The organism is Streptomyces sp. NPDC005878, assembly GCF_040629815.1.
GTDB lineage: Bacteria > Actinomycetota > Actinomycetes > Streptomycetales > Streptomycetaceae > Streptomyces.
In genome coordinates, this window is record NZ_JBEXWK010000005.1 from 15,832 (window position 1) to 41,451 (window position 25,620).

Consider the following 25,620-nt stretch of genomic DNA (forward strand, 5'->3'; position numbering starts at 1 on the left):
AACGATCGTCGGAAGGGACAGCGGACCGCATGTACGGCTGGATCTGGCGGCATCTGCCGGGCAACGCGTGGGTACGGGCGTTCACTTCGCTCGTCCTGGTACTGGCGCTTGTCTATGTGCTCTTCCAGTACGTCTTCCCGTGGGCGGAGCCGCTGCTGCCGTTCAACGATGTCACCGTCGACCAGGGCAGGGGAGCGACCCGATGAGCGCACGCGTTCTCGTCGTGGACAACTACGACAGCTTTGTCTTCAACCTGGTCCAGTACCTGTACCAGCTGGGCGCCGAGTGCGAGGTGGTACGCAACGACGAGGTGTCCCTGGAGCACGCCCAGGACGGCTTCGACGGCGTGCTGCTCTCGCCCGGCCCGGGCGCGCCCGAACAGGCCGGCGTCTGCGTCGACATGGTGCGCCACTGCGCGGAGACCGGGGTGCCGGTCTTCGGCGTCTGCCTCGGCATGCAGTCGATGATGGTCGCGTACGGCGGTGTCGTCGACCGGGCGCCCGAGCTGCTGCACGGCAAGACCTCGCCGGTCCTGCACGAGGGTCTCGGCGTCTTCGAGGGGCTGCCCTCGCCGTTCACCGCGACCCGGTACCACTCGCTGGCCGCCGAGCCCTCGACGCTGCCCGCCGAGCTGGAGGTCACCGCCCGGACGGCCGACGGGATCGTCATGGGGCTGCGCCACCGGGACCTGCCGGTGGAGGGCGTCCAGTTCCACCCGGAGTCGGTCCTGACCGAACACGGCCATCTGATGCTCGCCAACTGGCTGGTGCGGTGCGGGGACGCGGGAGCCGTCGAGCGGTCGGCAGGCCTGGCACCGGTGGTGGGCAAGGCCGCGGCGTGACGGCCGTCCGGCCCGAGCACGAGTACGACCCGCTGACGGACCCCCTCCCTGCGGGTGGTCACGGGTCGCCTTGGTTCAGGGCGGACAACATCCCGCAGGGGCAGGGGCAGGGGCAGGGGCACGGGCACGGGCAGGGGCACGGGCAGGCCGTGGCCGAGGCGCCTCCGCAGCTCCAGCCGCAGGCCCAGCCCCAGCCGCAGGCCCAACCGCGGCCCCAGCCGCAGCCGCAGGCCCAGATGCCGCTTCCGGCCGAGTCGCGGGCCCCGTTCTCGGCTCAGGTGCCGGGCGGCGATGCCTACGCGCGCGTGGAGCAGACCCCGGCGGCCGCCCCGGACCAGGAGTGGTACGCCGAGCCCGCCGCCCACCCCCTGCCCGAGGCCGTCCCTCTCGACGACGCCACCATGGCGCTCAAGCCCATAGCCGACGCGCCCGCGCCCCCCACCGGTGGGCGCGCCGAGCGGCGCCGCGCCGCCAAGGCGCGCGGACACCGGGCCTCCGCCTCGGCCCCGGCCGCGTCCGCGCCCGCCGGGCCGGCGGAGGGCGGGCGTCCGCGGACCCGCGCGGAGGCGCGCCGCGCCGCGAAGGCGCGCAAGGACAGCGCGGCCGTGATCGCGAGCCGGATCATCGGGGAACTGTTCATCACGCTCGGCGTGGTGATGCTCCTCTTCGTCACGTACCAGCTGTGGTGGACGAACGTCCGCGCCCATCAGCAGGCGGGCAGCGAGGCGAAGAAGATCACGCACGGCTGGGACAGCGGCAAGAAGGCCCCCGGCGCCTTCGAGCCGGGCGAGGGCTTCGCGATCATGCACATCCCGAAGCTGGACGTCGTCGTCCCCGTCGCCGAGGGCACCAGCAAGCACAAGGTCCTCGACCGGGGCATGGTCGGCCACTACGGGCAGGGCAGCCTGAAGACCGCGATGCCGGGCGACAGGACGGGCAACTTCGCGGTCGCCGGGCACCGCAACACGCACGGCGAGCCCTTCCGCTACATCAACCGGCTCAAGCCGGGCGACCTGGTGATCGTGGAGACCCAGCAGGCGTACTACACGTACGCGGTCTCCGGCATGCTCCCCTCGACCAGTCCCAAGAACGTCTCGGTGCTCAAGCCGATCCCGGCCGGCTCGGGGTTCACCCGGCCGGGCCGCTACCTGACCCTGACGACCTGCACACCCGAGTTCACGAGTACGTACCGAATGATCGTGTGGGGCAAGATGGTCGACGAACGACCGCGCAGCAAGGGCGTGCCCGACGCGCTCGCCGGCTGACGGAACGACAGACAGGTGCCGTGGAGTTGAGGACCGAGCACGACGAGCAGCAGACCGAGGCCCCCCTCCCGCCGCGCCCGCGCCGCCGCGGTGTCGTCGCGGGAGTCGTCAGCGTCCTCGGCGAGCTGCTGATCACGGCCGGGCTGGTGCTCGGCCTCTTCGTCGTCTACTCGCTGTGGTGGACCAACGTCATAGCCGACCGTGAGGCCGCCAAGCAGAGCAAGGACGTGCGGCGCGACTGGGCGAACAGCGGCCCCGGGGCCCTCGACACCAAGGACGGCATCGGCTTCCTGCACGTACCCGCCATGAGGAACGGCGAGGTGCTGGTCAAGAAGGGCACCGACACCAAGGTGCTCAACGGGGGCGTCGCGGGCTACTACACGGAGCCGCTGAAGGCGGTCCTGCCCGGCAGCGGCGCCAAGGGCAACTTCACCCTGGCGGCGCACCGCGACGGCCACGGCGCGAAGTTCCACAACATCGACAAGATCAGGACCGGCGATCCGATCGTCTTCGAGACGAAGGACACCTGGTACGTCTACAAGGCGTACGCGGAGCTGAAGGAGACGTCGAAGTACAACGTCGACGTCCTGCAGCCGGTGCCGAAGGAGTCGGGCGCCAGGAAGCCGGGCCGCTACATCACCCTGACGACGTGCACGCCCGTCTACACCTCCGACTACCGCTACATCGTGTGGGGCGAGCTGGTGCGCACCCAGAAGGTCGACGAGCACCGCACCAAGCCTGCCGAGCTGCGCTGACGGCCCGCGCACGCCCTACGGCCCACGGCGTACGTACGAAAAGGCCCCGGCCCCCTGGGAAGGGGACCGGGGCTTCGTCGTGCCGGTGGTCAGCGGCCGGACGGGCCGCCGAACGGGAAGTTCCCGCCGTCCTGGCCCTGGTTGCCGCCTCCGCCGATCGTCGTCAGGACGATCGCCGTGGTGGCCGGGTCGGACGGGGTGGTGGCCGGCGGGGTCTGCGAGGTGACCCGCGCCTTGTCGTCTTTGGAGCTGCCCGGGGCGAACTGGATGTTGCTGAATCCGGCCGCGTTGAGCTTCTCCGTGGCCTGCTTGACGGTCATCCCGAAGACGCTGGGAACCGGGACCGGCACGGGCGTCTGCGGGCCCTTGGAGACCTTCAGGACGATCTGGACGTCCTTGGTCTGGTTGGTGTTGCCCTTGGGCGTCTGGTCGATGACCTGGCCCGCGGGCTTGTCCGAGTCGACGTCCTGGCGCGAGACGTTGGTGAAGCCGAGCGTGCGGAGCTGGGCCTCGGCCGCGTTGTAGTCGGTGTTCGTGACGTCAGGGATCTTGAACGTCTTCTTCTTGGCGATCGAGAGCGTGACCTCGGTGCCCTTCTCGGCCTGCTGCCCGCCCTTGGGGTCCTGGCTGACCACCGTGCCCTCCTCGGCGTCGGCCTCCACCGTGGTGATCTTCCACGTGAAGCCCTTGTCCTGGAGGAGCTGGGTGGCGTTGTCCTTCTTCTTCTCCGTGACGTCCGGGACCTCGACCTTGGGCGCGCCCGCCGAGACGACGACCGTGACCGCCTCGCCCTTGTCCAGCTTGCCGCTGGTGGGGGTCTGGCTGCAGATGCTGTCCTTGGGCTGGTCGGCGCAGGGCTCGGTCTTGGCCACGGTCAGCTTGAGGCCGACGTTCGCCGTCAGGGTCTCGGCGGACTTCCGGGTCTCACCGACGAGCTGCGGCACCGGCACCTGGCCGCTGTCACTCTTCCCGCCGAAGACCGACTTGCCGATCAGGATCGCGCCGACGAGCACCAGGACACCGGCCAGCACCAGCAGGATCGTCGAGGTGTACGACTTCTTCTGGCGGCGGCGGTCGGGTCGGTCGTCGTAGCCGTAGCCGTCGTCCGGGCCGACCGGGGGCAGCATCGACGTCTGGCCCGCCGCGTCCGCGGGGCGCAGGGCGGTCGTGGGCTGGTCCTGGGGACCGGAGGTGTAGGCGTCGTAGCCGCCGTAGCCGACCGCGCCCATGGCGGCGGTCGCGGCGACCGGCTGGCCGTCGAGGCAGGCCTCGATGTCGGCACGCATCTCGTCGGCCGACTGGTAGCGGTAGTCCGGGTCCTTGACCAGCGCCTTCAGGACGATGGCGTCCATCTCGGGCGTGATCTCGGGGTCGAAGTTGCTCGGCGGCTGCGGCTCTTCCCGTACGTGCTGGTAGGCGACCGCGACCGGCGAGTCGCCGACGAACGGCGGCCGCACGGTCAGCAGCTCGTAGAGGAGGCAGCCCGTCGAGTACAGGTCGGAGCGGGCGTCGACCTGCTCGCCCTTGGCCTGCTCCGGGGAGAGGTACTGGGCGGTGCCGATGACGGCGGCGGTCTGCGTCATCGTCATGCCGGAGTCGCCCATGGCGCGCGCGATGCCGAAGTCCATGACCTTGACCTGGCCGGTGCGCGTCAGCATGACGTTGGCGGGCTTGATGTCGCGGTGGACGATGCCGGCGCGGTGGGAGTACTCCAGGGCCTGGAGGATGCCGACCGTCATCTCCAGGGTGCGCTCGGGCAGCAGCTTGCGCCCGGAGTGCAGCAGCTCACGCAGGGTGGAGCCATCGACGTACTCCATGACGATGTACGGGATGGAGATGTTGTCGACGTAGTCCTCGCCGGTGTCGTAGACAGCGACGATCGCCGGGTGGTTGAGCGAGGCGGCGGACTGGGCCTCACGGCGGAACCGGGCCTGGAAGGACGGGTCGCGGGCGAGGTCGGCCCGCAGCGTCTTCACGGCGACGGTGCGGCCGAGCCGGGTGTCGTGCGCGAGGTAGACCTCCGCCATGCCACCACGGCCGAGCACCTGGCCCAGCTCGTACCGGCCGCCGAGGCGACGCGGCTCTTCCATAACGTTCCAGCCCTCTCCGTCAGTCCCGACCGCACCCGTGTGTGTGGTCCGGCGGTGTGCTGTTCGCGCATACGCTACCGGGCACCGGTAGCTGATCCGTCCGCGACCGTCAGCTGATACCGGACCGGTACAGGTCGCGAGAGACGTTTCACGTGAAACGAGGACCGTTTCACGTGAAACGTCCGTGGATCACTTCTTGAGCACCGCCCGCATCACGGCCTTGGCGATGGGGGCGGCCAGACCGCCACCGGAGATGTCGTCGCGGTGCGCCTCGCCGTCCTCGACGACCACGGCGACCGCGACCGGGGAGCCCTCGCTGGTCTTGGCGTACGAGATGAACCAGGCGTACGGCTTCTCACTGTTGTTGAGGCCGTGCTGGGCGGTGCCGGTCTTGCCGCCGACGGTGACGCCCTCGATGGCGCCCTTCTTGCCCGTGCCCTCGGCGACGACGTTCTCCATCAGCGCCTGGACCTTCTGGGCGTTGGCCGCCGAAAGCGGCTGGCTCATCTTCTCCGGCTGCGTCTTGGACAGGACGTCGAGGTTGGGCGCCTGGAGCTGGTCGACCATGTACGGCTTCATCAGCTTGCCGTCGTTGGCGACGGCGGCGGCGACCATGGCCATCTGGAGCGGGGTGGCGCGGTTGGAGGCCTGGCCGATGCCCGCCATCGCGTTCTGCGGGCGGTTGTCCTTGGGGTAGACGCTGGCGTCGGCGCGGACGGGGGTGAAGATCTCGTCGTTGAAGCCGAACTTGTTGGCCTCCGCGATCATCTTGTCGTTGCCGAGGTCATCGCTGATCTTGCCGAAGACGGTGTTGCAGGACCACTGGAGGGCCACCTTGAGCGTGGCGTTCTCACAGGGGATGGTCCCCTCGTTCTTCAGCGGCATCGTCGACTGCGGCAGCTGGTACGGCACCGGCGAGCGGGTCGGCTCGTCGATGCTGGAGTACAGCCCGTTCTCCAGCGCCGCGGAGGCGGTGACGACCTTGAACGTGGAGCCGGGCGGGTAGGTCTCGCGCAGCGCCCGGTTCAGCATGGGCTTGTCTTTGTCCTTGAGCAGCTTCTGGCGGGCCTCGCTGTCCGCCTTGGCGTTGCCCGCGAAGACCGACGGGTCGTACGACGGAGTCGAGGCCAGCGCCAGGATCGCGCCGGTGCGCGGGTCGATCGCGGCGACCGCGCCCTTCTTGTCGCCGAGCCCCTCGAAGGCGGCCTTCTGGGCGGCGGTGTTGAGGGTGGTGACGACGTTGCCGCCCTGCTTCTTCTCGCCGGTGAACATCGAGAGCGTCCGGTCGAAGAAGAGCCGGTCGTCGTTGCCCGAGAGGATCTTGTCCTCGATGTTCTCCAGCTGCGAGGAGTCGAAGGCCTGCGAGTTGTACCCGGTCACCGGCGACCACAGGGCGCCGTTGTTCCAGGCCCGCTTGAACTTGTAGTCGCTGCCCGAGGTCTCCTTGGAGGCGGTCATCGGCTGGCCGTCGGCCGTGATGATGTTGCCGCGCTCGTGCGCGAACCGTTCGATCTGGACGCGCCGGTTGTACTTGTGCGCGTTCAGCTCGTCGGCACGTACGTACTGGAGCCAGTTGTCGCGGATCATCAGGGCCATGATCAGCAGCCCGCAGAAGATCGCGATCCGTCGCAGGGGCTTGTTCACGGTCGGACCACCTGGGTCATCTCGGCGTCGGGGGACGGGGCAGGGGCGGGCGCCGGGCGGCGGGCGGTGTCACTGATGCGGATGAGGATGCCGATCAGCGCCCAGTTGGCGATGACGGAGGAGCCGCCCTGCGCGAGGAACGGCATGGTCATACCGGTCAGCGGGATGAGGCCCATGACACCGCCGGCGACCACGAACACCTGGAGGGCGAACGCGCCCGAGAGGCCGATCGCCAGCAGCTTGCCGAACGGGTCGCGGGCGGCGAGCGCGGTGCGCACGCCCCGCTCCACGATCAGACCGTAGATGAGGAAGATCGCCATCATCCCGGCCAGCCCCAGCTCCTCGCCGACGGTGGAGAGGATGAAGTCGGCGTTGGCGGCAAAACCGATCAGATCGGAGTTGCCCTGGCCCAGGCCCGTACCGAGCGTGCCGCCGGAACCGAACGACATGATCGCCTGGCCGATCTGCTCGCAGGCGCCGGTCTTGTCGGTCTTGTAGCAGGCGAACGGGTCGAGCCAGGCGTTCACCCGGGACTGCACGTGCGGTTCGAAGGAGGCCACGGCGACCGCGCCGACCGCCGACATCAACAGACCGAAGACGATCCAGCTGGTGCGCTCGGTCGCCACGTACAGCATGATCACGAAGAGGCCGAAGAAGAGCAGCGAGGTGCCCAGGTCGGTCTCGAAGACCAGGATGAGGATCGAGACGCCCCACACCACGAGGATCGGACCGAGGTCGCGGCCGCGCGGCAGGTACAGACCCATGAAGCGGCGGCTGGCCAGCGCCAGCGCGTCCCGTTTGACCATCAGGTAGCCGGAGAAGAACACCGCGATGATGATCTTCGCGAACTCGCCGGGCTGGATCGTGCCCAGACCGGGGATGGAGATCCAGATCTTGGCGCCGTTCACCGCCGGGAAGAACATCGGCAGGATCAGCAGGAACAGCGCGAACGCCATCGAGATGTACGTGTAGCGCTGAAGGATCCGGTGGTCCTTCAGCAGCATGAGCACACCGATGAACAGCGCCACGCCCAGCGCCGTGTACAGCATCTGCTTGGGCGCGTCCGGGTGGAACGCACCGAACGCGCTCTTGGCCCGCTGGATCAGGCGCGGCGACTGGTCCAGGCGCCAGATCATCACCAGGCCCAGCCCGTTCAGCAGCGTCGCCAGCGGCAGCAGCAGTGGGTCCGCGTACGGGGCGAACTTGCGCACCACGAGGTGCCCGACAGCCGCGAGCAGCCCGAGGCCGAGACCGTAACCGAGCATGCCCGAGGGCAGCTTGCCGGTCATGGCCAGGCCCACGTTGGCGTACGCGAACACCGGGATGGCGACGGCGAAGACGAGCAGCGCGAGCTCGGTGTTGCGGCGGCTCGGTGCGTCGATCGCGCCGATGGTGGTCGTGTTGGTGACAACGCTCATGGTGTGGAAAGGCCCCCTACGGCTGCCTACTGCTTACCGCACTGCGGGACCAGCTTCTGCTCTTCCTCCGAGAGGCTGGGGCCGGGCGTGGGAGTGGCGGTGGTCTTGGTGGACCCGGTCTTGCCGGGCGACGGAGAGGCCGTCGTTCCGGTCTTCGGCGGGTTCTGGCTCTCGGCGGCGCGCCGCTGCTCGTCCTTCTTGCACGCCGACGCCTGCGTGGACAGTTCGGTGATCTTGGCCTGGGCCTTGCCGAGGCTGCCCTCGGCGATCGTCGCCTCGACCTGCTTGCGCTGGTACGGCGGCAGGTACTTGAGTTCGATCTCGGGGTGGTCGGTCTCCACCTTCGACAGCTTCACCCAGGCCAGGTCCTGGCTGATGCCCTGATACAGCGCGACGTGCTCGTCCTTGGTGCCCACGAAGTACTGGGTCTGCGTCCAGCGGTAACCGCCGTACAGACCGCCGCCGATCACGGCCAGGGCGAGCACGATGTAGACGGATCTCTTCAGCCACCTGCCGCGCCGCGGCTTGACGAAGTCCTCGTCCGAGTAGGTACCGAAGGCGCCCTCGGGCGGCGCGCCGTAGCCGCCGTCCTCACCGCTGCCGGGCGGGCCGAAGCCGCCTTGCGGCGAGGAGGGACGGCCCAGGCCCGAGGCGCGGCCCGCCGGGGTCTGCATGGCCCCGTCGTCGTTGAGCTGGAGCTGGTTCTCGGCGACGGCACCCACGATCACCGGGATGTCACTGAGCTGCCCGGCCAGGGTGTCGCCGGAGTCGACGTCCAGGACGTCCGCGACGATCACCGTGATGTTGTCCGGGCCGCCGCCGCGCAGCGCGAGCTGGATCAGCTCCTGCACCGTCTCCTGCGGGCCCTGGTAGCTGGCGAGGGTGTCCTCCATCGTCTGGTGGGACACCACCCCCGACAGGCCGTCGGAGCAGATCAGATAGCGGTCGCCGGCCCGCACCTCGCGGATCGACAGGTCCGGCTCCACATGGTCGCCGCTGCCCAGCGCGCGCATCAGCAGCGAGCGCTGCGGATGCGTCGTCGCCTCCTCCTCGGTGATGCGGCCCTCGTCCACGAGCCGCTGCACCCAGGTGTGGTCCTGGGTGATCTGGGTCAGCACGCCGTCGCGCAGCAGATACGCGCGCGAGTCGCCCACGTGCACCAGGCCCAGGCGCTGGCCCGTCCACAGCAGAGCGGTGAGCGTGGTGCCCATCCCCTCCAGCTGGGGGTCCTCCTCGACCATCATGCGCAGCTGGTCGTTGGCGCGCTGCACCGCCGTACCCAGCGACGTCAGGATGTCGGAGCCGGGCACGTCGTCGTCGAGCGTGACCAGGGTGGAGATCACCTCGGAGGAGGCGACCTCGCCGGCGGCCTGGCCGCCCATGCCGTCGGCGATGGCGAGGAGACGCGGACCCGCGTAACCGGAGTCCTCGTTGCCCTCGCGGATCATGCCCTTGTGGGATCCGGCGGCGAAGCGCAGGGAGAGACTCATGCCCACCTCGCCCGTCGGCTCGGGGTACAGCCGGTCATGTCGAGCCACACTGCCCACCCTCCGGTCGGGAGCCCGTCCCGGTCCGTCGTCCGGACCGCCGCGGCTCGCTCGCTCCGCTCGCTCATTGTCGTACTACTTCCGCAGCTCGATGACGGTCTTGCCGATGCGGATCGGCGCGCCCAGCGGAATCGGGGTCGGGGTGGTGAGCCGCGTCCGGTCCAGGTAGGTGCCGTTGGTGGAACCGAGGTCCTCGACGATCCAGTTGCCGTCACGGTCCGGATAGATCCTGGCATGCCGGCTCGACGCGTAGTCGTCGTCGAGGACGATCGTCGAGTCGTGCGCCCGGCCCAGCGTGATGGTCTGCCCCTGGAGCGCCACCGTCGTGCCGGTCAGCGTCCCCTCGGACACCACCAGTTTGGTGGGCGCGCCACGGCGCTGGCGGCCGCCCGAGGGCGCGGCCTGCTGGCCGCGCTGCTGCGGCGGCGCGGCAGCGGCGGGCTGCCTGCCGGTCTGCTGGCGGCCCGTGTCCCCGCCGCGGCGTGAACCGCGCTGGGTGACCCGCGTACCGAACAGATCACTGCGAATGACCTGGACGGCCACGATGACGAACAGCCACAGTACGGCGAGGAAACCCAACCGCATGACCGTGAGGGTCAGCTCTGACATTGCCCCCGCTTCACCCTTCGGCTTGCCGGTAAACGATGGTGGTGCTGCCCACGACGATCCGCGAGCCGTCGCGGAGCGTAGCGCGGGTGGTGTGCTGCCCGTCCACCACGATGCCGTTGGTGGACCCGAGATCCTGGATCGTCGAGGGCGTTCCGGTCCGGATCTCACAGTGCCGGCGCGAGACGCCGGGGTCGTCGATCCGCACATCGGCGTCGGTGCTGCGACCCAGCACCAGCGTCGGGCGGGAGATCTGGTGGCGGGTGCCGTTGATCTCGATCCAGCGCCGCACCTGGGAGCCCGGCATGGGGCCGGGAGCCGTCGGGCGGCGGTCCGCGCCGGGGCGGCCGGGGCCGCCGTTCCCGCCGGGGGGCGGGGCGGCCGGCATCGGCGGTGCGGCGGAGGGCGGATAGCCGTAGCCGCCGCGGCCCTGGGCGGACTGCGGCGGTGCGACGGGAGCGGGACGGGCCGGACCCGGAGGTCTGCCGTGCTGCTCCTGCTGGCTGTGCAGGTCCTGCTGGTCGGTGCTGGAGGCGAGCGTACGACTGCGCACCCGGTACAGGCCGGTGTCGAGGTCGTCGGCCTTCTCCAGGTGGACCTTGATCGGTCCCATGAACGTGTAGCGCTGCTGCTTGGCGTAGTCGCGGACCAGGCCGGACAGTTCGTCGCCCAGCTGGCCCGAGTACGGGCTCAGGCGCTCGAAGTCGGGCGCGCTGAGCTCGACGATGAAGTCGTTGGGGACGACGGTCCGCTCACGGTTCCAGATCGTCGCGTTGTTGTCGCACTCGCGCTGGAGGGCGCCGGCGATCTCGACGGGCTGGACCTCGGACTTGAAGACCTTCGCGAAGGTGCCGTTGACCAGGCCTTCGAGACGCTGCTCGAAACGCTTCAGGACTCCCATGGGGCACCTCCTCCGTCGTTGTCGTCCTGGTACTGCTTACTGATCGTATCCACGCGTCGGGAAATCGGCTGGTTCCCCTTCTGTGACCGGTGGACGAGTGTCACCTCTCACAGGATCGTAGAGGTGGCCTCCTCACAGTGTCCCGCACCCGGGGTGCACCGTGGAGGAGTGGGTGCGGCTCCTCCGCGTTGCCTCGAGCACCCTGTGAGGTTCCTGTGGGTCCCCGAACCGTCGCTGTACGTCGTCGTTCCTTCCCCTCTCCTGCCCGCCAGGGACGGCGGAAACAACGGATGTGAATCCACCCTGCGCAGCGTGCTAATCTTCTCGACGTCGCCAGGCAAGCGCACCGAAAAGGTGCGAAGGCCTCGGACACCACTCGGGCGAGTGGCGGAACGGCAGACGCGCTGGCTTCAGGTGCCAGTGTCCTTCGGGACGTGGGGGTTCAAATCCCCCCTCGCCCACAGAACGGAAGCCCCGCAGGTCAAACGACCGGCGGGGCTTCCGCGTTCCCGGATGCGCGCAGAACTTCGCGGCGCTGAATGTCGCGCGCCCGAAGGCCGAAGGAGTTCCAGAGGACTCCGTGCCACTCCACGGCCGTCCAAGACCGTCACGGAGACTTTCGTCTCGGCGGGGCGCGACGAAAGAGAGCCGCCCGGCCCTTGGCCGACTGCCTAGGGTGCGGCCGTGGACGTGTCATCGAAACTCCAGGACGTGCGCCTGCGGCTGGCGGGACCCGAACCCTGGTCGCGCCGCCGGATCGCCGGCGAGTCGGCCCTCGCCCTCCTGCTGGCCCTGGCCGCGGCCGGAGCGAGCCGGCTGGCCCACGGCGGCCTGGTGGTGCCCGCCCTGGTGACCGCCGCCGTCCTCGTCCTGTCGCCGCTGCGCCGCAGGTTCCCCGCGAGCGTGCTCGTCGCCACGGCCGCCCTCGCCGGCGCCAGTGCGGGCGCCACCCTGCTGCTGCTCGTGGTGGCCTGCTCGGCGGGCCGGCGCATCGCCGGGGCCGGGCGCGCCCTGGCCGCGTTCTGCGCCGCGTTCGCCGGATACCTGGCCGTCGTCGCGCTCACCGAGTCCGGCGAGGGCCCGCTGTTCGTCATCGCCCTGTTCGCGGCGCTGTTCTTCATGGTGATCGCCGTGGTGCCGGGCCTCGCCAGCCGCTACTGGTACCAGCGGCGCACCCTTCTGCAGACCATGCAGGAACGCAACGCGCAGCTGCTGCGCGAGCGCGCGATGGTCGCCGGACAGGCCCGGCTGCGCGAGCGCCAGCGCATCGCCCAGGACATGCACGACAGCCTCGGCCACCAACTGGCCCTGATCTCCGTGCACACCGGTGCCCTGGAGGTCGATCCGGCACTGACGGGCCGCCAGCGCGAGGCCGTCGGCGTCCTGCGCGAGGCGTCCGTCGCGGCCATGCACGAACTGCGCGCGGTCGTCGGCATCCTGCGCGACGGCGTCGAAGCCCCCGACCGCGCCACGGACGAGGCACAGCGCGCCGCCCGCGGCACGGCCGGCGTCGAAGCCCTGGTGGCCGCCGCCCGGGCCGCGGGCACCACCGTCGACCTGCGCGAGACCGGGGAGCCGCGGCACCTGGCCGCCGCCTCCGACCACGCGGCGTACCGGATCGTCCAGGAGGCGCTGACCAACGCGTACAAGCACGCACCGGGCGCCCCCATCGGCGTGGAACTGCGCTACGAGCCCGACGCGCTCGTCGTCGAGGTCGTCAACGGACCGGTGACCGGTCCCCCGCCGGGCGACGTGGTCAGCGGCGGCCAGGGGCTGACCGGGCTGCACGAACGGGCCCGGCTCGTCGGCGGCATGGTCCACACGGGACGGACCGGGGACGGCGGCTTCCGGGTGGCCGGCGTACTGCCCTACGGGGCCGTGGAGGCGACGACCTTCGTCGATCCGGCGGACGACTTCCGACAGCAGCCGGGCGCCCTCCCGCTCCGCGACGGTGGTGCCGCCGGCGCGACGGGGACCGGCCGGCACCAGGCCGGCCGGCACGGCGGCTGGGACGTCGACCTGAGTGTCGCGGAGAGGGAGTTGGCGATGAGTGGCAGGAGCAGGGGCGGCGGCGTCGCCCTGGGGTGCGGGATCGCCTTCGCGGTGGTGGTGCTGCTCGCGGTGGCCGCGGGTGTCGGGCTGTTCTTCCTCGCGGGGTCCGCGGACAAGGCGATGATCGACCCCGCCGAGTACCGGGACATCGAGGTCGGCAGCTCCGAACAGGACGTACGCGACCGGCTCCCGGACGGCGACACATTCCTGGCGAAGGGCCTGCCCGGCAAGGGACCCGCCGAGCCCGCCGGAGCGAGCTGCCTGGTACTGCTGTCGTCCGACTTCGGCGACAGCATCGACACCGACCCGGTTTTCCGGTTCTGCTTCAAGGACGGCAAGCTCATCGAGAAGCGGTCGTACGAGGTGGAACGGTAAAACGTAGCCGTACGAGGTGGAACGGTGGAGGGCGTCGTACGAGGTCCAGCAGTGGAGGTTGTCGTACGGGACCGAGCGGCCGTGCGTTGACGGTAGTGGTGTCGGTCGTCGAGCGGCGGCGGCGCGGCAGGGCCGGCGGGAATGATGGCGCGGTGGCGCGGCGGGAGCGCTGTGGCGCCGCGCGAGGACGGGAGCAGGCGTGACGGGTCCAGACGGTCGAGGGGGTGCACTCGGTCCGCGGATCAAGGTCGTGATCGCGGACGACGAGCCGCTGATCCGGGCGGGGATCAGGATGATCCTCACCTCGGACCCGGCCATCGAGGTCGCCGCCGAGGCGGCCAACGGCCGTGACGCCGTGGAAGCGGCACGCGCCCACGGCGTCGACGTGGTGCTGCTCGACATCCAGATGCCGGTGATGGACGGCCTCACCGCCCTGGCCGAGCTGCGCAGGAGCACCCCGGCGACCCGCGTGATCATCCTGACGACGTTCGGCGAGCGGGAGAACGTCCTGCGCGCACTGGAGTACGGGGGAGCCGGGTTCCTCCTGAAGGACACCGCCCCGGCCGAGCTGATCGCCGCGGTACGGGCGGCGGCGGCCGGGGACGCCTATCTGTCACCCGGGGCGACCAGGCACGTCGTGGACCAGCTGGCCCTCGGCCGCGCGGCGGCCCGGGGCGAGGAGGCGCGGCGCCGGGTGGAGGTGCTGTCGGCGCGGGAGCGGGACGTGCTGGCGCTGCTCGGGGAGGGCCTGTCCAACGCGGACGCGGGCAGGCGGCTCCATATGAGCGAGGCCACGGTGAAGACGTATGTGAGCCGCATCCTGGCGAAGCTGGAGTGCGAGAACAGGGTGCAGGCGGCGTTGCTCGCGCGAGACGCGGGGTTGTAGGCCCGGGGGCAGGGGCAGGGGCAGGGGCAGGGGCAGGCAGGGAGCGGGAGGGGTTTGTTCCGCGTTCCCGGTGTTTCACGTGAAACAAGTCCCGTGGGGGATGCGGTCCGGGCCTTTTGAGCTGGGTGTTCGCCATCCCCAAAAAGTGGTTGTACAGTACAACGTATCGAGTGAGTTGTATAAGCCAACCATTGGAGTTGTGGTGTCCCCCGGTACCGCTCCCAGCCCTCTGCGCCATGTGCTCAGCCATCTCCTCACCCCGCTGCTGATGTGCGTCGGGATGGGCCTCGCGTATCTGGGCGCCTTCCACAACCCGCAGCCGCACGACCTGCGGGTCGACATCGTCGGCTCGGGCCCCAGCACGCAGGTGCTCGCGCAGACGCTCCAGGACAAGGGCGCGGGCGCCCTCGACGTCCGTACCGTGCCCGACCGCGCCACCGCCGTTCACAGCCTTGAGCAGCAGCACGTGTACGGCGCCTACATCCCCGGCGCCAAGCCCGAACTGCTCGTCGCCTCCGCCTCCTCCGACACCAGCGCCACGGCCGTCGAGAAGGTCTTCACCAAGGTGGCGGCGGCACAGGACGCGCCCCTGAAGGTCACCGACGTGACGGACCTCGCCAAGGGCGACCCGACCGGCCAGGGCATCTTCTTCCTGCTGGTCGCACTGAGCATCGGCTCCTACGCGTCCGTCGCCGTGATCGGCGGAGCCGGCGTCGTCCTGCCCCTGCGGATCAGGGCACTGCTGGCGCTCGGCATGTCGCTGCTGGTCAGCGGTATCGGCGCGGTCTTCGCGGGCCCGCTCTTCCACCTCGTCGACACCGGCCTCGGCGGCGTCTGGGGCATGGCGTGGCTGTACTCGGCCGGAATCCTGCTGATCGGCGTCGGACTGCACACCTTCCTCAAGAGGTGGACGACGCTCGGCGTGATGGTCCTCTTCGTGATGCTCAACTTCACCAGCTCCGGCGGCATCTTCCGGCCCGAACTCCAGCCCGGCTTCTTCGGCGCCCTGCACGCCTTCTGGAACGGCGCCGGGTTCGTCGAGGGTGCCCGCAGCCACGTGTACTTCGCGGGCAACGGCCTCGGCCGCCATGTATTGGTCCTGGCCCTCTGGCTGCTGGCCGGTGTCGCGATGATGGGCATCGCGGGGCTGGTTGAGCGGAGGCGGGCCGCTGTGGGTTCGGGGGCCGGTGCGGGTGTGAATGCGGCTGCTGGGGCTGGGGCTGGGGCCGTATCGGGTGCCGGGGCCGGCGTGGCTGCGGGCGCGGGTCAGGGTGCCGGTGCCGTGGCTGCCGGGGACCGGGGCGACGACGGCCGCGAAGGCCGCATCCGCGAGGGAGAAGAAGAGCTCGAAGAGGAGCTGGAGGAAGCGGTCGGCGTCTGAATCCCGCTGCGTGCGGAGCTGTGGACAACTCCCGGCGGTGGCCTGCCTGATGGCCGCCCCGGGAGTTATCCACAGGGGGAGACGGGTGTCGGCCGCCAGCGGTACCGTCATGGCATTCGAGCTGCAGAAATGCGAGCTGCTGACGGTGAACGAGTACGGGGGAGGCGGCACGCGATGAGCGATGTCGAGGCGGTGATTCCGGCCCAGCGAGCGGTGCCCGGCAACGGACGGATCCGGATCCCCGAGGTGCCCGGTTTCCGACACCACAAAGGCGTGGGCCCCGGCCACAAGGACGGCTCGCCCAAGAGCGAGGGCAAGGCCCTGCGCCACCGGGTGCCCCGCTCCTCACACGACTCTCTGGTCCTCTCCACCGACCGGCCCGACGCGGTCCGCGCCGTCGAGGAATCGAACCTGGGCCGCGTGCCCGAGCTCACGCCGATCCGGGTGGGCCGCATGGCAGCCACCCCGTTCGCCTTCCTGCGCGGCTCCGCCGGACTGATGGCCCACGACCTCGTCGGCACCCCCATCACCGGAATCGGTGCCCAGATCTGCGGCGACGCCCACGCGGCGAACTTCGGTCTCTACGGCGACGCACGCGGCGGCCTCGTCATCGACCTCAACGACTTCGACGAGACCGTCACCGGCCCCTGGGAATGGGACCTCAAGCGCCTCGCCGCCTCCCTGGTCCTGGCCGGCCGGGAAGCAGGCGCCGACGAGGACACCTGCCGGGCCGCCGCCTTCGACGCGGTCGGCGCCTACCGGCGCACCATGAGACTCCTGGCGAAACTGCCGGTGCTGGACGCGTGGAACGCGATAGCCGACGAGGAACTGGTCTCCCACACCGACGCGCGGGACCTGCTCGGCACCCTGGAGAAGGTGTCGGCCAAGGCCCGCAACAACACCAGCGCCCGCTTCGCAGCAAAGGCCACCGAGCAGAGAGCCGACGGACACCACCACTTCGTCGACGCGGCACCGGTACTGCGCCGGGTACCCGACGCCGAGGCAGCCGCCGTGGCCGCCTCACTCGGCCCCTACCTGGAAACCCTCTCGGAAGACCGCCTGCCGCTGCTCGCGCGGTACGCGATACATGACGTGGCCTTCCGGGTCGTCGGCACCGGCAGCGTCGGCACACGGTCATACGTGGTGCTGCTCCTCGACCATCGCGGTGAGCCGTTGGTCCTCCAGGTCAAGGAGGCCCGCGCCTCCGCCCTGCTGCCGCACCTGGCCAAGGCCGGCTTCCCAGCCCCGGACGCGGGACACGAGGGACAGCGCGTGGTCCTCGGGCAGAAGCGCATGCAGGTCGTCAGCGACATCCTGCTCGGCTGGACCACCGTCGACGGGCACCCCTATCAGGTGCGCCAGTTCCGCAACCGCAAGGGCAGCGTCGACCCGGCGGCCCTGGCCGCCGACCAGCTGGACGACTACGGCCGCATGACGGGCGCACTGCTGGCGCGCGCCCACTCCCACAGCGCCGACCCGCGCCTGATAGCGGGGTACTGCGGCAAGAACGAAGAGCTCGACGAGGCCCTGGCCGGCTTCGCGGTCCTCTACGCCGACCGTACGGAGGCGGACCACGCCACGCTCCTGGCCGCGATCAGGGACGGGCGGGTGGAGGCGGAGCTGGGGGTTTGAGGTGGGCTGAGGGTGCGAGGTGGGTTGGGGTGCGAGGCAGAGCTGGGTTTGTGAGGTCGAGGTCGGGCTTTGTTGAGCTGGGGCTTTGAGGCGGGGTGGGGTGGAGGGGCGGGGGTGGGGGGAGGGGGGAGGGAGGGGCCCCCACCCCCCGCGCCCGTACGCTGGACCGGTGACGGACGAACCTGCCGAAGACACAACCGCCCGCCCCCACGCCCCAGCGAACGCGGACGAGAACGCGGAGCGGCCCGAAGCCCGGCTGGACCGGGCTGTGCGGGCGGCCGAGCAGGCGTTGATCGAGTTCGAGATCGCGGTCGAGACCTTCCGCGTGGAGGTGGAGAACTTCTCCCGCCTGCACCACCAGAAGCTCGGCCCGATGTACGCCCGGCTCGACGAGCTCGACGCCCAGATCGCCGAGGCCAGGGCCTCGCTCACCGGCGATCCGGAGGACCTGCGCAAGGCACGTGAGGCGCGAGCCGCCGTCATGCCCATGCCCGGGGTCGACGAGCTCTTCCACGACTGGATGGACTCCGACGGGATCTCCCCCGAGGCCGCCTCCATGCTCACCGACCAGCCTGTACGGCCGCCAAAGCGGGTCCGCCCCAGCGAGGAGGCGCGCAGGCTCTACCGCGAGCTGGCCCGCAAGGCGCACCCCGACCTCGCGCAGGAGGAGCAGGAACGGGCCCGGCGCGAGGAATTCATCACCCGGGTCAACGCCGCGTACGGCCGGGGCGACGAGGAGCTGCTGCGGGAGCTCGCCGAGGAGTGGGCGGCAGGCCCCGTGCCGGAGGAAGCGCGCCCCAGCGAGAGCGAGGAGCTCTACGCCCGGCTGGAGTGGCTGGCCCAGCGCAAGGAGCTGCTGGCCGTGCTGGCTCGTGAGCTGGAGGACAGCGCGATCGGCTCGATGCTGCGGATGGCGCCCGACGACCCGGACCGGCTTCTGGAGGAGATCGCCGAGCAGCTGCTGGCCGAGGTCGCCGGGCGCGAGGCGGTCCTGGCGGAGCTGGTGCAGTAGCGTTCCCTGTGACCTGGCCACACGGCTGACCTCGCTGACCGGCCGGTACCGGTGACCGGCCGAGACGTCCGTCGCGGCTGCTTCGGCGCCGTGACCGGGACAGCCGACGCGTACGAGAGAAGGCATGACCCATGAATTTCGCCCAGCTGCCGTCCGTGGAGGCCGCCGCCGTGCCGGCCGACGCCCTGGTGCTGGACGTCCGTGAGGACGACGAGTGGGCGGCCGGGCACGTCGAGGGCGCGCTGCATGTGCCGATGAGCGGTTTCGTGGCGCGCTTCGGCGAGGTGACGCAGGCTGTCGAGGACGGCCGCCGGGCGTATGTGATGTGCCGGGTCGGTGGCCGGTCCGCGCAGGTCACGCAGTATCTGGTGCAGCAGGGGATCGACGCCGTGAACATCGACGGCGGCATGCAGGCGTGGGACGCCGCCGGGCGCCCGATGGTCAGCGACAACGACAGCCCCGCTTTCGTCCTCTGACCGGCTCTCGCCCCTGACGGGCCTTGCTCTCTGACGGGCTTTGGTCCCTGACCGGCGTCGTCGGACGGGCTGCATCGTCCGACCGGCGCCGCAGCCCGGCCTTGCGCCGCGGTCGGAGCCGGTCGTACGCGGTAGCCAGGCGCGAGCGGCCGTGTGCGGTCCCGCTATCCGAGTGGGTGCGCGGCCAGCAGGTCGCCAAGGGCTTCCTCGTGGGCCGCGGCCGGGCCGAGTGACAGTTCCAGTTGTTTGGCCCAGGCGTGGTAGCGGTGCAGAGGGTAGTCGGTGTCGGCGCCGAACCCGCCGTGCAGATGCTGTGCGGTCTGTACGACTCTGCGTACGCCGTCGGAGGCCCAGATCTTCGCCACCGCCACATCCCCCGATACAGGCAGTGGCCCCCCGGTGCCCAGGGCCGCCCCCGCCCCCGACCCCGTGCCCGTGCTGATGCGCCACGCCGCCTGCCACAGGGTGGCTTCCATCGCGCGCAGGTCGATGTACCGGTCGGCCGCCTGGACGGCGACCGCCTGGAAGGTCGCGATGGGGAACCCGAACTGCTCGCGCTTGCCGGTGTACGCGCTGGTCATTCCCAATACGGTTTCGCCGAGGCCCAGCGCGAGCGCACAGGTGCCGGTGGCCAGCAGCTCGCGCAGCCACTCCCAGGCCCCTTCGGCCGTGACGACAGCGCGTGCTTCGATCCGTACGGAGTCGAGGCGGACCTCGGCGAGGCGCTCCCCGCTGGTGGAGACCTGGTCGGTGAGGGTGATCCCGTCGTGGACACGGGGGACCAGCGCGAGTACGGCGCGGCCCTCGCCGGTGTGGGCCGGTACGGCGATACGGTCCGCGTTCTGTGCCCAGGGCACCCCAGTCTGCACTCCATCCAGCACCCAGTCGCCGTCTCCGGCGCTCTCCTGCCGTGCCGTGACGGCGAGTTCGGCGGGGTCGTGGCCGGTGCGGCCGTTGGCCCCGACGGTGAACACGAGCTCGCCCCGGCCTGCGGCGGGGAGCAGTTCACGGGCCAGCTCGGTGTCCCCGTATCGCTGTACGGCCATCGCCACCGCGCTGCTCTCCAACAGCGGAACCCGAGCCAGCACCTTCGCGGACTCGCGCAGCACCAGGCAGAGAGCGATGGGGTCGAGGCCCGCACCGCCGTACTGGGGGTCGATGACCAGGCTCAGCAGATCCGATTCCGCGAGCTTCGCCCACAGCGGGCGGTCGAACTCCTCGGCCACCGCGCCCTGGGTCAGCGCGGGGCTCGGTACGGCGTCCGGTGCGACCCCCGAGAAGACCGCCTTTGCCGCTTCGACGGCCGCCTGCTGTTCCTCGCTGAAGGTGAAGTCCACAGCCCTGTCCTCCCGCGCACGCAGCGGATCTGATGAGGCGTCAAGATAGAACAGGTTCTAGCGGATGGGAATGGGCGGGACCGCCGGACGAGAAGTTGAACCTTGGGGGCCCTCCCCCCCGGCCCCCTCCCCCCCACCTCCCCAAGCCCCGCCCTCAAGCCAAACCCCCGCCCCCCTCACCGATCGAAGTCCAGCTCCACTTCCTTCGTCGCCGGGCGGGACTGGCAGGCCAGCACATAGCCCGCCTCGGTCTCGTCCTCCTCCAGGGCGAAGTTGCGGTCCATGCGCACCTCGCCCTTGACCAGGAACGCCCGGCAGGTGCCGCACACCCCGCCCTTGCAGGCGTACGGGGCGTCCGAACGCGCCCGCAGCACCGTGTCCAGGAGCTTCTCGCCGTCCTGGACCGGCCAGGTGCCGGAGCGGCCGTGGAGCGTCGCGGTCAGCGCGGCATGCGCCGGAGCCGTAGTCGCGGCGGTGCTGGGTGCCGGAGCCTCGTCGACGTGGAAGATCTCCTCGTGGATGCGGCCGCGGGCCACGCCCAATTCGCGCAGGGCCCGTTCGGCGCCCTGGACCAGGCCGAACGGTCCGCACAGGTACCAGCCGTCGACGTCCTCCACCGGGAGCAGCGCGGGCAGCAGGGCCGTCAACCGTTCCTGGTCGAGCCGGCCGGAGGGCAGTCCGGACTGCTGCTCTTCCCGGGAGAGTGCGGTGACCAGCTGGAACCGGTCGGGGAAGCGGTCCTTCAGGTCGGCCGTCTCCTCCAGGAACATGGTGGACGACACCGTGCGGTCGCTGCGTATGAGGCAGAAGCGGGCTTCGGGTTCCCGTTCCAGCAGGGTGGTGGCGATGGACAGGACGGGGGTGATGCCGCTGCCGCCGACTATGGCCACGAAGTATCCGGGGCGGGGCTCCAGGATGAAGCGGCCCATCGGTTCCATGACGTCGACCGTGTCGCCGACGGTGAGTTCCTTGAAGGCGTACGTGGAGAACTCGCCGCCCTCGACGAGGCGGATGCCGACGCGCAGGACGGGCGTGCCGGGCTGTTCGACGGCGGGCGCGCAGATCGAGTACGTACGGCGGATCTCCTGGCCCTGCACGGTGCGGCGCAGGGCGAGGTGCTGGCCGGGGCGGTGCCGGTAGGCCTCGCGCAGCTCCGGTGGTACGTCGAAGGTGACGGTCACCGCGTCGTCGGTGAGCCGTTCGACCTCGCTCACCCGGAGTGGATGGAACATCTACAACTCCTTGAAGTGGTCGAACGGTTCGCGGCAGGTGACGCAGCGGCGCAGTGCCTTGCAGGCCGTGGAGGAGAACCTGCTCAGCAGCTCGGTGTCGGTGGAGCCGCAGTGCGGGCAGCGCACGGAAAGGGTGAGCGCGACGGGGCCTTCGGCGGCGCTTCGCGGCCGGGGTGGTGCTATCCCGAACTCGGCCAGTTTGCGGCGGCCTTCATCGCTGATGTCGTCGGTCGACCAGGCGGGGGACAGGACGCGGACGACGGTGACGTCCGGGATTCCGTTCTCGTGCAGGACCTGTTCGATGTCGGCGGTCATCGCTTCGATGGCGGGGCAGCCGGTGTAGGTGGGGGTGAGCCGGACGGTGACCTTGCCGGGGCTGTCCAGGTGGACTCCGCGCAGCACGCCGAGTTCCTCCAGGGTGATCACGGGCAGCTCGGGGTCGGGGACGGATCCGGCGAGCCGGGCCAGGTCCCGTTCGAGCGGGGTCATCTCGGCCGTGGCCGTGGCCGTGGGTGTGGCCCTGGCCGTGGTCATGGCATCGGCTGCGGTCGTGTCGGTCACCATGTCGCCCCCGGGTGGCTGCGGTGCAGGTGCTGCATTTCGGCGAGCATCCGTCCGAAGGGTTCGGTGTGCAGGCCCTGGCGGCCCGCGCCTGCGGCCCAGGCGCCGGTCCTGGGGCCTTCGGGGACGGTCAGGGTGGCCTGCTCCAGCACGGAGGTGATGGAGGCGAGCCAGGTCTGCTCGGTCTCCTGCCAGTCGATGTCGACACCGTCGACGGGCTGGAACATCTCTCCGGTGAACCGCCACAGCGCCTCGCAGGCACGCTGCATCCGGCCGTGGCTCTCGTCGGTGCCGTCGCCCAGGCGCAGGGTCCACTGTTCGGCGTGGTCCTGGTGGTAGGCGACTTCCTTGACCGCCTTGGCGGCCAGCCCGGCGAGTTCGCCGTCGCCTGTGGCGAGCTGCCCGTAGAGCAGTTTCTGGTAGGTGGAGAAGTAGAGCTGGCGGGCGATGGTGTGGGCGAAGTCGCCGTTGGGCTGCTCGACCAGCTGGAGGTTGCGGAAGGCGCGCTCTTCGCGCAGGAAGGCCAGCTCGTCCTCGTCGCCCGCGAGGGAGAGCAGGACGCGGGCCTGGCCGAGCAGGTCGAGCGCGATGTTGGCGAGGGCCACTTCCTCTTCGAGGACGGGGGCGTGCCCGGCCCACTCCCCCAGTCGGTGCGAGAGCACCAGTGCGTCGTCGCCGAGGGCGAGGGCGGCCGCGACCGCGGGGGTGGGGGTGTGGGTCGTGGGCGCGGGGGTCGGGGCCGTCACAGGTGCTTCACCCCTTCCGGGATCTCGTAGAAGGTCGGGTGGCGGTAGGGCTTGTCGCCGGCCGGTTCGAAGAAGGAGTCCTTCTCGTCGGGGGAGGAGGCGGTGACGGCGCTGGAGGGCACAACCCAGAGGGAGACACCTTCGGAGCGCCGGGTGTAGAGGTCGCGTGCGTTGCGCAGGGCCATCTGGGCGTCCGGGGCGTGCAGGCTTCCGGCGTGGGTGTGGGACAGTCCGCGGCGCGAGCGCACGAACACCTCCCACAGCGGCCAGTCGTGTGAGGTCATGCCGTTGCCTCCCCGTTCCTGTGCTGCTTGGTCGCGTACGCGGCTGCCGCGTCGCGGACCCAGGCGCCTTCCTCGTGGGCGCGGCGCCGCTGGGTGATCCTTTGTTCGTTGCAGGGGCCGTTGCCCTTGAGGACGTCCCAGAACTCGGTCCAGTCGATCGTCCCGAAGTCGTGGTGTCCGCGCTCCTCGTTCCACCGCAGGTCGGGGTCGGGGAGGGTGAGGCCGAGCGCTTCGGCCTGGGGGACGCAGATGTCGACGAAGCGCTGGCGGAGCTCGTCGTTCGAGTGCCGTTTGATCTTCCAGGCCATGGACTGCGCCGAGTGGGACGACTCGTCGTCGGGCGGGCCGAACATCATCAGCGAGGGCCACCACCAGCGGTCCACCGCGTCCTGCGCCATCGCGTGCTGCTGCGGGGTGCCCTGGGAGAGGGCGAGGAGCAGTTCGTAGCCCTGGCGCTGGTGGAAGGACTCCTCCTTGCAGACGCGGACCATCGCCCGTGCGTACGGCCCGTAGGAGCAGCGGCAGAGGGGGACCTGGTTGGTGATGGCGGCGCCGTCCACGAGCCAGCCGATGGCGCCGACGTCGGCCCAGGTCAGAGTGGGGTAGTTGAAGATCGATGAGTATTTCTGGCGGCCCGAGTGGAGCTTGTCGAGCAGGTCGTCGCGGCTGACGCCGAGGGTTTCCGCCGCGCTGTACAGATACAGCCCGTGGCCGGCCTCGTCCTGCACCTTCGCCATGAGGATCGCCTTGCGGCGCAGCGAGGGTGCTCGGGTGATCCAGTTGGACTCGGGCTGCATGCCGATGATTTCGGAGTGGGCGTGTTGCGCTATCTGGCGGACGAGGGAGGCCCGGTAGGCCTCGGGCATCCAGTCGCGCGGTTCGATGCGCTCGTCGGCGGCCACCGCGGCGTCGAACGCGGCCTCGTACGCCGACGTGTCCTGCTCGTCCGCCGTCGGTGTGCCGTGCTTGTTGGTGCCGGTCTCCGCGGTCACTGCCGTCATCCGAGCCCCCTGCCGAGCTGTCGATTCCGGGTCGTCCGCCGGGCCACTCGCGCCCGACCGATCGTTCGGTTCATTGACTTCAATGGTGAGTCGACGGCCCGTAGGGTGTCAACCCTGTGGATAACCCAGTGGAGCCAACCGGGATCGGGGCGGGATGGATTCGTACGACGACAAGGACGTGCCGGGCGGGGAGGATCGGCTCCGGCGGCCCGGGCCGGACGCCGCTGACGGCGGCCCGCAGGCCGCTCCTGGCGCTGCCGCACCCGCTCCCACCAGCGACGACGTGACCGCGCCCGGCGGTCCCGCGAGCCCGCGCGGCGACGAGGTGCACCGGCCCGGCGACGCCTCGGACGCATCGGCTCCCGCGTCCGGCGCCACGGCGGCACCCGCCCCCGCGCCGGGCGCGCCGAACCCCGCGCCCGGCGCGCCTACGCACGCCGCCCTGGCCTCCCCGCCCCCCGGTTCCCCCGCCGCCCCTGCTCCGACGGCCTCCGACGCCCCCGGCTCCCCGGCTCCCCAGGCCTTCGAGTCCCCGGCTCCCGGTGTCCCCGGGCGCGGTATCGCCGGGCTGTCACTGCCGTATCAAGTGGCGGGCGCGCTCGCGCTGGCCGTCGTCGCGGTGGTGGGGATCGTCCACATCGCCATGGTGTTCCTGCACGTCGCGCCGTCCAACACGGTCACCAAGCAGCACGGCAAGGTCATCGACGACTGGATCTACCCCGAGTTCGAGCAGAACTGGAAGCTCTTCGCGCCCAACCCGCTCCAGCAGAACATCGCGGTCCAGGCCCGGGCCGAGATCCGTATGCCGGACGGGAACCGGAAGACGACCGACTGGATCGACCTGACGGCCGAGGACGGCTCCCACATCCGCGGCAACCCGCTGCCCAGCCACACCCAGCAGAACGAGCTGCGCCGGGGCTGGGAGTTCTTCATCAACTCCCACACCGACGACAACAAGCCCAACGGGCTGCGCGGCGAGCTCTCCGACCGCTACATCCACCGGATCGTGATGCTCCGCCTCGGCGCGCACCACGACGGCGGAACCGTCGAGCGTGTACAGGTCAGGTCCGTGACGAGGTCCGTGAAGGCTCCGGTGTGGAGCGACGAGAAGATCGACACCCGGCCGTACTACCGGGTCGTCCCCTGGTGGACCGTGACCGCCGCCGACCTCCCGGGCGGCGCCGGTTCCGCCGAGGCGCGCACGGAGGCCGGCCGATGAACGAGTCCACGAGTGAGTCCACCAGCGGATTCACGAGCGAGTCCCCGAGTGAGTCCCCGGGCGGGGCCATGAGTGAAACGGCGAGCGGCCCCGGGCGCGGGTCCGTGAACAGTGCGACGGGCGGGCCCGCCGAGGAGCAACCCCAGGTGTCACGTACGACCCCCGAGCCCCAGGTTTCACGTACGTCCCCTGAGCCCCAGGGGTGGCACTGGCACGCCTCCCTCGAACACCAGACACTGTCGACTCCCCAGGCCCCCCAGGCCCCTCAGGCCCCCTCCCCAGTCCCTGACGCCCATACCGCCCCCGCGGCCCCGCTCTCCCATGCTCCGGCCCATGCTCCGGCCCCCGAGTCCAAGCCC

General features: G+C 70.6%; 23 protein-coding genes and 1 tRNA gene. 12 read left to right on the forward strand and 12 right to left on the reverse strand.

Annotated elements, in window-relative coordinates; translation table 11 throughout:
* The first annotated feature begins 29 nt into the window (after window positions 1-29).
* The 4 genes from ABZ404_RS10620 to ABZ404_RS10635 are packed head-to-tail and all read left to right on the forward strand — an operon-like array spanning window position 30 to window position 2,861.
* The gene (locus ABZ404_RS10620; RefSeq protein ID WP_358834262.1) at window positions 30-206 is read left to right on the forward strand and encodes a hypothetical protein; all 177 of its coding nucleotides are present in this window, start codon (window positions 30-32) and stop codon (window positions 204-206) included.
* A complete protein-coding gene (locus ABZ404_RS10625; protein WP_358834261.1) occupies window positions 203-841 on the forward strand; it encodes an aminodeoxychorismate/anthranilate synthase component II in 639 nt (212 codons plus the stop codon). The genes ABZ404_RS10620 and ABZ404_RS10625 overlap by 4 nt, the downstream gene beginning before the upstream one ends.
* Window positions 838-2,106: a class E sortase gene (locus ABZ404_RS10630; protein WP_358834260.1), complete on the forward strand. Its 1,269-nt coding sequence runs from the start codon at window positions 838-840 to the stop codon at window positions 2,104-2,106. Before ABZ404_RS10625 ends, ABZ404_RS10630 begins: the two co-directional genes overlap by 4 nt.
* A gap of 20 nt (window positions 2,107-2,126) precedes the next feature.
* Window positions 2,127-2,861, forward strand: a complete 735-nt coding sequence (locus ABZ404_RS10635; protein ID WP_358834259.1) for a class E sortase — start codon at window positions 2,127-2,129, stop codon at window positions 2,859-2,861.
* An 89-nt stretch (window positions 2,862-2,950) separates the two neighbouring features.
* Here ABZ404_RS10635 and pknB read toward each other — a convergent pair whose 3' ends face one another.
* The 6 genes from pknB to ABZ404_RS10665 form a co-directional block, all read right to left on the reverse strand.
* On the reverse strand, window positions 2,951-4,951 hold the full coding sequence (gene pknB / locus ABZ404_RS10640; protein WP_358834258.1) for a Stk1 family PASTA domain-containing Ser/Thr kinase: 2,001 nt from the start codon (window positions 4,949-4,951) through the stop codon (window positions 2,951-2,953).
* Between the two features lie 189 nt (window positions 4,952-5,140).
* Window positions 5,141-6,595, reverse strand: a complete 1,455-nt coding sequence (locus tag ABZ404_RS10645) for a penicillin-binding transpeptidase domain-containing protein (protein ID WP_358834257.1) — start codon at window positions 6,593-6,595, stop codon at window positions 5,141-5,143.
* Window positions 6,592-8,013 (reverse strand): FtsW/RodA/SpoVE family cell cycle protein, encoded by a 1,422-nt coding sequence (locus tag ABZ404_RS10650; RefSeq protein WP_358834256.1) that lies wholly within the window; start codon window positions 8,011-8,013, stop codon window positions 6,592-6,594. Before ABZ404_RS10650 ends, ABZ404_RS10645 begins: the two co-directional genes overlap by 4 nt.
* Before the next feature lie 26 nt (window positions 8,014-8,039).
* The gene (locus ABZ404_RS10655) at window positions 8,040-9,503 is read right to left on the reverse strand and encodes a Stp1/IreP family PP2C-type Ser/Thr phosphatase (RefSeq protein ID WP_358834271.1); all 1,464 of its coding nucleotides are present in this window, start codon (window positions 9,501-9,503) and stop codon (window positions 8,040-8,042) included.
* A 132-nt stretch (window positions 9,504-9,635) separates the two neighbouring features.
* Window positions 9,636-10,169 (reverse strand): FHA domain-containing protein, encoded by a 534-nt coding sequence (locus tag ABZ404_RS10660; protein WP_358834255.1) that lies wholly within the window; start codon window positions 10,167-10,169, stop codon window positions 9,636-9,638.
* A gap of 10 nt (window positions 10,170-10,179) precedes the next feature.
* Window positions 10,180-11,067: a DUF3662 and FHA domain-containing protein gene (locus ABZ404_RS10665; RefSeq protein ID WP_358834254.1), complete on the reverse strand. Its 888-nt coding sequence runs from the start codon at window positions 11,065-11,067 to the stop codon at window positions 10,180-10,182.
* A gap of 378 nt (window positions 11,068-11,445) precedes the next feature.
* Here ABZ404_RS10665 and ABZ404_RS10670 point away from each other — a divergent pair.
* The 7 genes from ABZ404_RS10670 to ABZ404_RS10700 all read left to right on the forward strand — a co-directional run bounded on the left by ABZ404_RS10670 (window position 11,446) and on the right by ABZ404_RS10700 (window position 18,881).
* Window positions 11,446-11,528 (forward strand) — tRNA-Leu (locus ABZ404_RS10670).
* A 229-nt stretch (window positions 11,529-11,757) separates the two neighbouring features.
* Window positions 11,758-13,494: a histidine kinase gene (locus ABZ404_RS10675; RefSeq protein ID WP_358834270.1), complete on the forward strand. Its 1,737-nt coding sequence runs from the start codon at window positions 11,758-11,760 to the stop codon at window positions 13,492-13,494.
* A 250-nt stretch (window positions 13,495-13,744) separates the two neighbouring features.
* Window positions 13,745-14,380, forward strand: coding sequence for a response regulator transcription factor (locus ABZ404_RS10680; RefSeq protein ID WP_358834253.1), 636 nt, complete (start codon window positions 13,745-13,747; stop codon window positions 14,378-14,380).
* A 268-nt stretch (window positions 14,381-14,648) separates the two neighbouring features.
* Window positions 14,649-15,761: a hypothetical protein gene (locus ABZ404_RS10685; RefSeq protein ID WP_358834269.1), complete on the forward strand. Its 1,113-nt coding sequence runs from the start codon at window positions 14,649-14,651 to the stop codon at window positions 15,759-15,761.
* A gap of 174 nt (window positions 15,762-15,935) precedes the next feature.
* Window positions 15,936-17,393, forward strand: a complete 1,458-nt coding sequence (locus ABZ404_RS10690; protein WP_358834252.1) for a DUF2252 domain-containing protein — start codon at window positions 15,936-15,938, stop codon at window positions 17,391-17,393.
* Window positions 17,394-17,649: 256 nt separating this feature from the next.
* Window positions 17,650-18,405 carry a hypothetical protein gene (locus ABZ404_RS10695; RefSeq protein WP_358833284.1) on the forward strand — a complete coding sequence of 252 codons (756 nt, stop codon included), beginning with the start codon at window positions 17,650-17,652 and terminating at the stop codon, window positions 18,403-18,405.
* Window positions 18,406-18,536: 131 nt separating this feature from the next.
* Window positions 18,537-18,881 carry a rhodanese-like domain-containing protein gene (locus tag ABZ404_RS10700; protein ID WP_358833279.1) on the forward strand — a complete coding sequence of 115 codons (345 nt, stop codon included), beginning with the start codon at window positions 18,537-18,539 and terminating at the stop codon, window positions 18,879-18,881.
* A gap of 164 nt (window positions 18,882-19,045) precedes the next feature.
* On the opposite strand, the gene ABZ404_RS10705 is transcribed toward ABZ404_RS10700, so the two are convergent.
* From ABZ404_RS10705 to paaA, 6 genes are all read right to left on the reverse strand, one after another.
* Window positions 19,046-20,218, reverse strand: coding sequence for an acyl-CoA dehydrogenase family protein (locus tag ABZ404_RS10705; RefSeq protein ID WP_358833278.1), 1,173 nt, complete (start codon window positions 20,216-20,218; stop codon window positions 19,046-19,048).
* A gap of 176 nt (window positions 20,219-20,394) precedes the next feature.
* Window positions 20,395-21,450 (reverse strand): 2Fe-2S iron-sulfur cluster-binding protein, encoded by a 1,056-nt coding sequence (locus ABZ404_RS10710; RefSeq protein ID WP_358833277.1) that lies wholly within the window; start codon window positions 21,448-21,450, stop codon window positions 20,395-20,397.
* Window positions 21,451-21,939, reverse strand: coding sequence for a 1,2-phenylacetyl-CoA epoxidase subunit PaaD (gene paaD / locus ABZ404_RS10715; protein ID WP_358833283.1), 489 nt, complete (start codon window positions 21,937-21,939; stop codon window positions 21,451-21,453).
* Between the two features lie 68 nt (window positions 21,940-22,007).
* Window positions 22,008-22,757, reverse strand: coding sequence for a 1,2-phenylacetyl-CoA epoxidase subunit PaaC (gene paaC / locus ABZ404_RS10720; protein ID WP_358833276.1), 750 nt, complete (start codon window positions 22,755-22,757; stop codon window positions 22,008-22,010).
* Entirely contained in the window at window positions 22,754-23,041 is a 288-nt protein-coding gene (gene paaB, locus ABZ404_RS10725) for a 1,2-phenylacetyl-CoA epoxidase subunit PaaB (RefSeq protein ID WP_358833275.1), read from the reverse strand. Before paaB ends, paaC begins: the two co-directional genes overlap by 4 nt.
* Complete coding sequence (gene paaA / locus ABZ404_RS10730) at window positions 23,038-24,042, reverse strand: 1,2-phenylacetyl-CoA epoxidase subunit PaaA (RefSeq protein ID WP_358833274.1); 1,005 nt, start codon at window positions 24,040-24,042, stop codon at window positions 23,038-23,040. Before paaA ends, paaB begins: the two co-directional genes overlap by 4 nt.
* Window positions 24,043-24,196: 154 nt before the next feature.
* Here paaA and ABZ404_RS10735 point away from each other — a divergent pair, with 154 nt between their 5' ends.
* The gene (locus ABZ404_RS10735; protein ID WP_358833273.1) at window positions 24,197-25,261 is read left to right on the forward strand and encodes a DUF5819 family protein; all 1,065 of its coding nucleotides are present in this window, start codon (window positions 24,197-24,199) and stop codon (window positions 25,259-25,261) included.
* Window positions 25,262-25,620: the final 359 nt, after the last annotated feature.